Origin of the sequence: Bradyrhizobium sp. (genome assembly GCF_016462955.1) — a bacterium.
Lineage (GTDB): Bacteria > Pseudomonadota > Alphaproteobacteria > Rhizobiales > Xanthobacteraceae > Bradyrhizobium.
The window spans coordinates 1-9,948 of record NZ_JAEMSD010000245.1; the positions used below are offsets into that span (position 1 = coordinate 1).

General features: G+C 65.3%; 10 protein-coding genes. 4 read left to right on the forward strand and 6 right to left on the reverse strand.

The window, feature by feature from the left end; genetic code table 11:
- The 4 genes from JHD07_RS22840 to JHD07_RS22855 all read right to left on the reverse strand — a co-directional run.
- On the reverse strand, nucleotides 1-367 hold a 367-nt coding region (locus tag JHD07_RS22840; RefSeq protein WP_291626117.1), incomplete at its 3' end, for a TIGR03809 family protein.
- A gap of 582 nt (nucleotides 368-949) precedes the next feature.
- On the reverse strand, nucleotides 950-2,662 hold the full coding sequence (locus JHD07_RS22845; protein WP_291626119.1) for a S8 family serine peptidase: 1,713 nt from the start codon (nucleotides 2,660-2,662) through the stop codon (nucleotides 950-952).
- 16 nt (nucleotides 2,663-2,678) lie between these two features.
- Nucleotides 2,679-3,374, reverse strand: a complete 696-nt coding sequence (locus JHD07_RS22850; RefSeq protein WP_291626121.1) for a hypothetical protein — start codon at nucleotides 3,372-3,374, stop codon at nucleotides 2,679-2,681.
- Nucleotides 3,371-3,940 (reverse strand): sigma-70 family RNA polymerase sigma factor, encoded by a 570-nt coding sequence (locus JHD07_RS22855; protein WP_025035047.1) that lies wholly within the window; start codon nucleotides 3,938-3,940, stop codon nucleotides 3,371-3,373. The genes JHD07_RS22850 and JHD07_RS22855 overlap by 4 nt, the downstream gene beginning before the upstream one ends.
- Before the next feature lie 432 nt (nucleotides 3,941-4,372).
- Between JHD07_RS22855 and JHD07_RS22860 the strand changes: the two genes are divergently transcribed.
- Both JHD07_RS22860 and JHD07_RS22865 read left to right on the forward strand, forming a co-directional pair.
- A complete protein-coding gene (locus tag JHD07_RS22860) occupies nucleotides 4,373-5,530 on the forward strand; it encodes a GGDEF domain-containing protein (protein ID WP_291626127.1) in 1,158 nt (385 codons plus the stop codon).
- A gap of 57 nt (nucleotides 5,531-5,587) precedes the next feature.
- On the forward strand, nucleotides 5,588-6,691 hold the full coding sequence (locus JHD07_RS22865; protein ID WP_291626129.1) for a DUF2336 domain-containing protein: 1,104 nt from the start codon (nucleotides 5,588-5,590) through the stop codon (nucleotides 6,689-6,691).
- 12 nt (nucleotides 6,692-6,703) lie between these two features.
- Here JHD07_RS22865 and JHD07_RS22870 read toward each other — a convergent pair whose 3' ends face one another.
- Complete coding sequence (locus tag JHD07_RS22870; protein WP_291626131.1) at nucleotides 6,704-7,342, reverse strand: DUF1109 domain-containing protein; 639 nt, start codon at nucleotides 7,340-7,342, stop codon at nucleotides 6,704-6,706.
- A 2-nt stretch (nucleotides 7,343-7,344) separates the two neighbouring features.
- Nucleotides 7,345-7,890 (reverse strand): sigma-70 family RNA polymerase sigma factor, encoded by a 546-nt coding sequence (locus tag JHD07_RS22875; protein WP_291626133.1) that lies wholly within the window; start codon nucleotides 7,888-7,890, stop codon nucleotides 7,345-7,347.
- Nucleotides 7,891-8,181: 291 nt separating this feature from the next.
- Between JHD07_RS22875 and JHD07_RS22880 the strand changes: the two genes are divergently transcribed.
- Both JHD07_RS22880 and JHD07_RS22885 read left to right on the forward strand, forming a co-directional pair.
- The gene (locus JHD07_RS22880) at nucleotides 8,182-8,835 is read left to right on the forward strand and encodes a hypothetical protein (protein ID WP_291626135.1); all 654 of its coding nucleotides are present in this window, start codon (nucleotides 8,182-8,184) and stop codon (nucleotides 8,833-8,835) included.
- A 109-nt stretch (nucleotides 8,836-8,944) separates the two neighbouring features.
- Nucleotides 8,945-9,948 (forward strand): enoyl-CoA hydratase-related protein (locus JHD07_RS22885; RefSeq protein ID WP_291626137.1); only part of this gene is annotated, 1,004 nt, incomplete at its 3' end.

Genomic DNA, 9,948 nt, shown 5'->3' on the forward strand with positions numbered 1-9,948 from the left:
CATCCGGCTGCGGATCGAGCCCGACCGGCACGGCGGTCTCGGGAACGATATGCACGGCTTTCGGCTGCACGGTGTGCGGCGGCTGCTCGCGCGGCATCGCCGCCGGCGACCAACCGAAGGCAGGCGTTACACTCGCGGCTGCCTCGGCGACGTCACCGCCGGTTGCGAGCGCGCGCCAGGTCTGGACTGCCCGCTTGGCTTCCTGGATGTTTTCGAGGAACGCGATCTCGGAATGATAGCGGCGCCAGCGGCCGGTCTCGAACATCTCGGAGAGATGTTGCAGGCGCTGCTCGGCGAGAGCGCACCAGCGCGCCGCAATCTGGCGGCTGCCAGCCGCGTCGCGGATAAACTCTAGGCGATGTGTCATGAACCAGCCCGTCGGGAGAAAATACGGACGCGGAGACGCAACGCACACGAATCAATTTAGACGCGACATGAATATTTTGTGGAAAAGTTTTGACTTGTCCAGCAGCGACACGGCGTTCGTCATCAAACACCGTAGTCGTGCGGAGAATTTCCGTGTTTTCGAGTCAAGCTCCCCGCAAGCATAACGGAGTTGCGGCGCATTGCGCGCGCGACGGCGAGCCAAATTCCGGAGAACCTCAACCGCAAGATGAACGAATGGGAGACTTCGAAGGATCGGACACCCGGAGTCTCGGTTTTGATCGAAGGAAGATCAGAGCTCTGGATTTTCGGTTTGACGCATGCTCTTCGCGCGAACGGAATCCATGTCGGAGGAAAAACGCTCTGAAAAGAAAAGACCCGTCCGGGGGGACAACCGGACGGGTCAAGCCATATGGGCGCTTGGGGTGGATGGGCGCTCGCGCCTGATATGACCGATGGGGAGGGATGACCGCTCCCACATAATTTGGTCGTGGCAGCTGGCTGAACGTTCAAGGCGGCGTTCGCTTTTTTGCTTTCGGCTTCGCGCGCATCTTTGTCGCAGACGCTATCGCGTCGCCGGCCTATCCGCCTGAGAAATCGTGGATTTATCGTCCGTGCTCGACAGCGACGGCTGCTCGATCGCGCGGCTGCCCGGCTCATCGCGGCGCTTGGCGGCATCTTCACGTTTTGTTGTACCGGGTGCCGCCGCAACCGGCGACGCGCTGTCGGCGGGAACTGCCATCACTGCGGCAAACGCATCGGTCTGACCATCGCCGAAGAGTTCGTCGCGCCCGGGCGAGCCGAGGTCGCGCGCGGTCTTCGTCAGGGTCGTCCGCAGCGCTTCCGGCTTCAGGGCATGGTTGCGCTCGAGCAGCAGCGCCGCGACGCCGGAGACGTAGGCGGCCGAGAACGAGGTCCCCGACGTCATCTGGTACTTGCCGTCCGGCGCCGGCAGGAAGATGTCGACGCCGGGTGCTGCGACGGCGATGTAATTGCCGCGGTTGGACGCTGTGAACAGCCGGTCCTGCTGATCCGTCGCGCTGACCGCGATGACGTTGGGATTGGCGGCCGGATAGAGCGGCGGCGATTTCGGGCCGGCGTTGCCGGCGGCGGCGATCAGCACGAGCCCGCGCGCGGCGGTCGCCGCGATGGCGCGTTCGATCACCGCGTCCTTCGGGCCGGCAAAGCTCATATTGATGATCTGCGCACCGTGCTCGGCGGCATAATTCAGCGAGCGCAGGATGATGTAGGACGAGCTTTCGGCGCCGCCATTGGCGCCGCCGAAAGCCCGGATCGCGATGATGCGGGCCTCCGGCGCACTGCCCATCAGCCGGGCATGTGCCACGATCGCGCCGGCGATGCCGGTGCCGTGGACGTGCGGTCCCTCGGAGCTGCCGAGCGCGTCGAAACTATCGGCGATGGAATTGGCAAGCTCGGGATGCCTGGCGTCGATGCCGGAATCGATCACGGCGATCGTCACGTTGGCGCCATGTGCCAGCGTATGCGCCTGCGGCAGGCGGAGCTTCGTCAGCGCATATTGCGCAGGATCGCCCTCGGTCGTCCGCGACGACCTCTGATCCTGGAGCACGTAGCGGAAGTTCGGCTGGAGCGAGCGCACGCTGCCGTCGGCTGCGAATTCACGCCGCACCGTCTCGTAGGGCCGGCCGTCGCTGATCCGGAATAGGCCGAAGGTGGCTCCGATCAGCGGGAAATTTTCCGACGAGATGCGCCTCAAGCCGTGCCGGCGCGCCAGTTGGTCGGCCTCGGCCGACGACAGCGCAGCGTCGATCTCGGCGACGAACTCGCCTGCGAAGCTGGTCGAGGTCACCGCGGCCGGCGTCCTGCTGCCGCGCCCCTTGCCGGCGGTCTTCTTGCCCGATTTTCCGATGCCCTCTCCGCCAGCACTCGGCTGGCCCGCGCATTCGCCGTCGGCCCCGCGATTGGGCGCGGTGCAGGCCGGATAGAGGTTCGGCGAATAGCGTGCATAGGGCAGCACCGGCACCGTCGGCCGGATGCGCGAGGTGGTGTTGGGAATGGTCGCCATGGTCCGCGGGCCGCCGGCGACGCCGACCGGGCGCGCCGCGACATTGGGACTGACGCGCGGGGTGATGCTCGGCGTGATGGTCGGCGTGCGCGAGGGCACGCTGATCGTCGGCGTACGCATGACCGCCTGCGCCTGCACTTGCTGGGCACCGAAACAGACGGCGATCAGAAGCACGGCGGCGACCGATGACGCGTGGGCCTTGGCGCGCAACCTGCTCTTGGACTTGCCCGTCATCGGCTCAGCGGCGCCCTTAGGGCGCCGCGACGGCGAGGTTGACGAACTTCTCGCGCTGCATCCTGCCGAGCAGCGAGGCGAGCTCGTCCTGGCTCATCGCCTTGTCGAACTGGAGGCGGAACATGCCGCCCTTGGCATCGCCGATGATCGAGGCCTGGTAGCTGTCGAGCAGCGCAGTGATGTCGGCGACGCGCGCCTCGGGCGTGAAGCGCACCAACGCGCGCGACGGCGCGGCGGATGACCCGAGTTCGCGTGTGATCGGCGCGCTGGTCGAGACCGAAGCCGTCTGGAAGGTCGCCGGCTGGTTCTTCATCAGCACCGCGCCGATGATTCCGGCCTGCAGCACCAGCGCGACGGCGCCGAGGCTCGCCGACCAGGCCAGCGTGCGCGGCGACAGGCTCGCGAAGAAGGTCGCGATGCGCGCCGACAGCGGCAGCGAGCCGGTCGCACGCGCCGGTTCGGCGTCGATCGCGGCGAACAGCTTCTGCATCGCGCGCGACGACGGCGCCCCCAGGCTCTCGTTCAGGTGGATGGTCTCTTCGTACTCGCCGCGGATGGCGGAATATTGCCTCGCCAGCTCGGGATCGCGCGCCAGCGCTTCCTCGACACGGCGCGCATCACGCACGTTCAGCGTGCCGGCAGCGTGCCAGGGCAGCAGCAGTTCAATTTCACCGGGCTCTTGCTCCAGCATCTTCTTGCTCAAAGCCATCATGGCCAGCCTCGCTCAACGCCGGCTGCCTTCAGCAGTTCGGCAAGTTTCTTGCGCGCATAGAACAAGCGCGTCTTCACAGTGTTCTCCGGTATCCCGACGATTTCAGCCACCTCTTCCACGGACTTCTCGTGGTAGTAGACGAGATCGACGATTTCCCGGTGGTCCGGCGAGAGGCCCGTCAGACACTCCCGCAACGCCTCACTGGTGTCTTTCTTCTGCACCACCGTTTCCGGATCATCGGACGTGTCCTCGATCGCGTTGGCGGCTTCTTCGTCCAGCTCGAAATCCTTCCTGCGCCGGAGCGCAGACAGGGCCTTGAATCGGGTGATTGCCAGCAGCCAGGTGGAAACCGCGGATCGGCCCTCGAACTTGCCAGCTTGACGCCAGACGTCGAGAAACACCTCGCTGATGAGGTCTTCCGCCGCCTGCTCGTCCCGCACGAGCCTCAGACCGAACCTGTAAACCCTGACATGGTGCCGCCCGTACAGCACCTGCATGGCAAGCCGGTCACCTTGAGCGATCCTGGCGATCAGGATCTCGTCCGAAGCCGCCTGTGTCGCGCTCAATGGCCGTCTCGCAAAGTTGGTCGGGTCGATGCGCTGGACGGTTCGACGGGGAGGGCAAAATTGTTCATGCTACCGCAGTCATACGGGGGCCTGTGTGAGCTAACCCACATACGGGCATTTTTCCGGTCCCACCCGTGGTGGTCAGCATCGCCAATCCGAATTGGTATCATAATACTCGGTATTTCCCTGCGGAATGCCTAGCCGGGCACATGCGGCCGGCCTCATCCGGTTCCATAGCAGCCCTGCACCACCTTTGTCGCGCCAAGCCCTGCTTCGGCTCGACCGCAGCGCAAACGATATTGATCGCCGGTAAACCCAAGCTGGCTGATCACCTTGTTCGGTCCTGCACGCTCCGGATTCGATTTCAAAGGATACCAAACCTAAAGGCTTGCCACGTAGGTTTTTACGCTGACATCGACCAATGGCGGGACCATGAGCACGGCCGCGACGTCCTTTCCGGAGAGGAATGCCGCAGAGGTCGCGGATGTCGTCTCCGTGCCCGAGACGACGGCTCCCGAAGTCAAGGCGCGCCGGGCCCGGCAGCGCCGCCAGATGTACATCGCCCAGGTCGCAAGCTATTCGCTGGGCGCCTCGGTCCTGCTGCTCTACGCCTATGACGGCGCGGTCTCGATGGTCGTTCCGTCGCTGTTCTGGCTGAGCGGCCTCCTGATCATCGGGACCTTCACGGTGCTGTCTGAAGCCGGTTTCGGCGACCGGTTCGACGATCATTACCTCACCGTCTATCAGATCTCGGCGCATATGGCCCTGCAGCTGGTGTTCCTGCTCGCGGTGCCGACGATCGGGGTCACCTTCCTCGCCGTGTTGTTCCTGATCTTCGCGTTCGGCACGCTGCGCATGACCTCGAGTCAGGCAGTACTGACCTGGGGCCTTGCCACCTGCGGGCTCGCTTCGGTTTTCCTGGGATCGGACCTCCCGATCGGATTGCCGGTCGCGACCTTGCTGCAGCGAACCGCCTCCATGCTCTGCTTCGTGCTGGTGATCGGCCAGTGCGCCTTCCTCGGGCTGTTCGGCGCCACCTTGCGCAAAGTCCTGTACCGCCGCAGCATCGAGCTGAAGGCGGCCTATCAGCGCATCGAGGAGCTGGCCGAGCTCGACGAGCTCACCGGCTCCTACAACCGCCGCTGCATCATGCGGCTCCTCGACGCCGAGATCGAAAAGTCACGGCAGGACTCCACGCCTTGCGCGATCGCGCTGTTCGATCTCGACTGGTTCAAGCGCATCAACGACGCCCACGGCCATCCGGTCGGGGACGAAGTGCTGCGCACGTTTGCAATCACCATTTTCGCCAACATCCGCGCGACCGACAGTTTCGGGCGCTACGGCGGCGAGGAATTCCTGCTGCTGCTGCCGGACACGCCGGGCGACGTGGCGCGCCGCATGCTCGAGCGCTTGCGCGGCATCGTCGCCGACCTCGACTGGAGCGCATTCTCCCCGAGCATCCGGGTGACCATTTCCGCGGGCGTCGTGACACTGCGCGACAATGATACTGCCGACTCGTTTCTCGCGCGCGCCGACAGCGCGCTCTATTCCGCCAAGGCGCAGGGGCGCAACTGCATTGCAACCGGCTGACCAATCCATTTTCTTCCGGCACGGCAGACGCCGGGCCGAACGCTCCAGGACAGGGCAATGAGATCCAAATCCTCAAGACAATCCGAAGATCTGCTCGACGAATTGCAGGCTGCGCTCTCGCACGGCACGGTCGCGCGCCGGGTCGAAACGCTGCGCAGGGTCACCGATCTTTTCGCGGGCAACGCCCTCGACTATTCCGACGACCATGTCCGCGTGTTCGACGACGTGTTCCAGTGCCTGATCGGGCAGATCGAGACCTCGGCCAGGACGCTGCTTGCCGAACGCCTGGCGCCGATCGCGGGTGCGCCGCCGCAGACCATCCGTACGCTCGCGCTCGACGAGGTCATCGAGGTCGCCGGCCCGGTGCTGTCGAAATCGGAACGGCTGGACGAAGCGACCCTGATCGAGATCGCGCGTACCAGGGGCCAGGCCCACCTCAAGGCGATCTCGCTGCGGCATACGCTGTCGGAAGCGCTGACCGACGTGCTGGTGACGCGGGGCAACGAGGACGTGGTGCAGTCGACCGTCGGCAACCCCGGCGCGCGGCTCTCCGAGCAAAGCCTCGCCGACCTCGTCGTCCGCGCCGAACGCGACGACGACCTCGCCAACTGCATCGGACTGCGGCCCGACCTGCCGCGTCATCACTATCTGAGGCTGGTCGCCAAGGCATCCCTAAGCGTGCGCAAGAAGCTCGCGGCCGCCCATCCCGAGCTCGCGATCGAAGTGTCGCGGGCCGTCGAGGAAGCGGCCCAACGGGTTCGCGCCGTCGCCATGACGAAGCAGACCGAGATGGCCCGCGCGCTGGTGACGTCGCTGCACGCGGACGGTCGCCTCAACGAGCTCCAGGTCAAGGCCTTCGCCGAGCAGGGCAAGTTCGACGAGACCAATGCGGCGCTGGCTGCGCTCGCAGGCGTCGCGGTCGAGACCGCCGAGACCATGATGATCGAGAGCCGCACCGAAGGCGTGATGATCCTCGCCAAGGTCGCCGGCATGCAATGGTCGAGCGTGCGCGCCATCATCGCCATGCGCGAGAAGCTCTCCAGCGGCTCGCAGACGGACATGCTGACGCTGCGCGACACTTACGAGGCGCTGCGCGCGTCGACCGCGCAGCAGGTCCTGCGCTTCCACCGCATGCAGCTGCAAGCGACCCCGGCGGCGTGAGCCGGCGCGCTGCTAATACCGCAACACCCTCGACCCCACCAGCGCGCCGATCGCGGTCACCAACGCGGTCGCGAGCGTGTACCAAGTCGCGACGAACAGCGGGGAATCGTCGGTGCAGTGGGAGGCGTAGAGGGTCGCGGCGAGCCCGGCCGACACCAGGCCGGCGAGCGCTCCGGCAAGCGCGGGTCGCGACGGCGCGCCGTGGCGCAGCCCGAACAATGCCCCTGCAAGCAGCGGCAGCGACATCGCGGGGATCGCCACCAGGCATACCCTGGAATTCTTGCCCATCAGGCGCATCGTCATCGGCATTGCCGGCGCCATCATCGCCTCGCTGCCGATCGCCACGGCGAGCAGCCCGACGGGAAGCAGCAAGAGCCAGCCCCAGCCGCGCAGCAGGGCTTCGGGACGCGACAGATGCAGGCTGACGATGATGGCGGGAATCGCGAGCGACAGCGTCACCGCGAACTTCATGTCGAAGAACGGGTTGCGCATGGCGCTCATCACGTCGGCGCGCACGCCAAAGAACGTCGCAAAGATCAGGATCGACAGGGGCGCAGCCACCAGCAGCGCCATGCTCAGCACGGCGCCGACGCGCGGCGCGCGGTGCGGGTTGTCGGCGGCGAGCGAGCGAATGAGTTGATCGGTGTGCATGACTAATGGTCCCGCAGTTTGCCCGTCAGTGCCGCAAGTCCGCGATGCAGCGCCACCCGCACCGCGCCCTCGCTCATCGATAACTTCGCCGCCGTATCCTTGATCGACGCGGCTTCGACCGCGATCGACTGCAGCACGTCGCGCTGGCGCTGCGGCAGCGTGCCGAGCTGCGCGGCGACCTCGCCGGCCGAAGCCGTCTCCTGCGCCGCCTCGCCCGGCAGCGTCTCGGCGAAATCGTCGATATTGACGAACACACGCTTGCCGCGCCGCCGGAGCGCATCGATCAGCTTGTTACGGCCGATCGCAAACAGCCAGGGCGCGAAAGGAGCTTCGCTGTCCCAGGTATGCCGCTTCAGATGCACCGCCAACAAAATCTCCTGCACGATATCCTCGGCCTGATCGGGAGGCTGACCAGCCCGCGCCAAGCCGCGCCTCGCGGCAGCGCGCAGCACCGGCGCGACTGCCTTCAGCAAGCGATGATACGCCGCATCATCGCCCGCCCTGGCCGACCGCATCAGGCCGGTCCATTCGTCCTCACGTCCGCGCACCCGCGCCCCTCACTTGCAATTCGGCCGCTCAATCAATTTGTTACGCGCACAACGTTCGTATCACAAATTCGTGATCAAAACCGCACCTGCGCGACCAAAGCCGCCGTCGACGTCTGCGAGGCCTCATAACACCGATCGGTGCCGCCTGCATCGGGCAGCCAGCTTGCGCGCGAGCGTTTGCCGCTTTTTTGGCGGGCGTAGCCCGAAGATTCCCCTTTTTTGCCCCGCTGTCGTCACGCGCCGGGGTCTCTGTTCGCAGCCGGGACGGGCGGAATTGGGGAGATCGTCGACATGATGAAAGCCAGCACGCGCGCAGCCCTGATCTTCTTGGCCGGGCTTGTCTTGCTGTTCGGGGGCGTTGCACAGGCGGCGCCGGATTCGGCCGCAAGCAACAAATCCGACGGCGTCGCGAAGGGAGCCGACACGGCCAAGCCCCGCCGCCATGACGCGCGCCGTACCAGCGGCAGCAGCAAGGCTGCCCAGAAATCCGACAAGAAGGACGCCGCGGCCAAGGCTGATGAGGCCAAGCAAGACAAGATCAACAAGAGCGACGCTGAGATGCCGGCGTGGGCCCAGATGCCGCCCGAGGTCGCCAACGCCAATGCACAGCTCGCCGCCGACACGCCAAGTGCCGCTGCGGCCTCCGCGATGACCAATCGGGCCAACGACAACGTCCAGGCAGCAGCCGATAATACCAGCGCAGAGAGCCAGGACAGCCAGGTCGTCGCGCCCGATCAGATCAATGACATCGATCGTGCCGTGCAGGAGAACCCGCCGGTGCAGACGGCGGTGATTGCCGCAACCGAGGCGCAGCCACGGCCGGCACCGGTGATGGCCAGCCAGCAGAGCTCGGCCTGGGACCAGAGCTCCCTGATCGGCAAGATCTTCATCGGCGTCGGCACGCTGCTGACCCTGGCCTCTGCCGCGCGCATGTTCATGGCTTGATCGCAGGTTCCGCCGGGACGCGCGACCAACGCGCGGCTCGGTCCGGCCCCCTTGAAGCCCACCGCGCCAGCGGGCACATTGCTCATCCAATCAAAAGCGTGGGTGGAGCATGAGCACGTTCGAACACATCATCGTCGAAAGCCAGGGTGCGGTCGGCATCATCAAGCTGAACCGGCCGAAGATGCTCAACGCGCTCTCCTTCGGCGTCTTCCGCGAGATCGCCGCAGCGGTCGAGGATTTGGAGGCCGATGACGCCATTGGCTGCATCGTCGTGACCGGCAGCGAGAAGGCCTTTGCCGCTGGCGCCGACATCAAGGAGATGCAGCCCAAAGGCTTCATCGACATGTTCTCCGAGGATTTCGCCGCGATCGGCGGCGACCGCATCGCGCGTTGCCGCAAGCCGACGATCGCCGCAGTTGCCGGTTATGCACTGGGAGGCGGCTGCGAACTTGCCATGATGTGCGACATCATCATCGCCGCCGACACCGCCAAGTTCGGCCAGCCCGAGATCAACCTCGGCGTCATCCCCGGCATGGGCGGCACGCAGCGCCTGATCCGAGCGGTCGGGTACTACCCGCCGACCGCCGCATGGACCTACATCGGGTTCAACCTCCGCAGACCGGCGCTGACTGACCTGCGTGTCCGAAAGGCGCTCGCACATGCGATCGATCGGACACGCATGGTTGAGACAATCCGTCAGAACCATGCACGCCTGATTGACAGCATCGTCGCTTCGGCTTCATGGGCTTCGACCCCGGATGTCACCCGGTGCCCATTTGATGTGGCGCAAGCGCGTCAGTTATTGGATGAAGCCGGCTGGCAAACACCCGAAGGACAACCGGAAGTCATAAGGACAAAAGACGGTGTTCCCCTCTTGCTGCGCCTCCATTACAACTCGGGCAATCGCGAACGCGAACAGATCGCAACCATGACCCGTGACTTTGCGCGTGCCGTCGGTGTTCAGATCGAATGCATCGCTGAGGAGTGGGCGCCGTTCCTCAACCGCGTCAATGGCAACCACGATGTCGACCTCTACATTCTCGGGTGGTCATCACCAGTCGAACCACACGGCACATCACCGATCTGGATGACCGGCGGTGCACAGAATGCGTC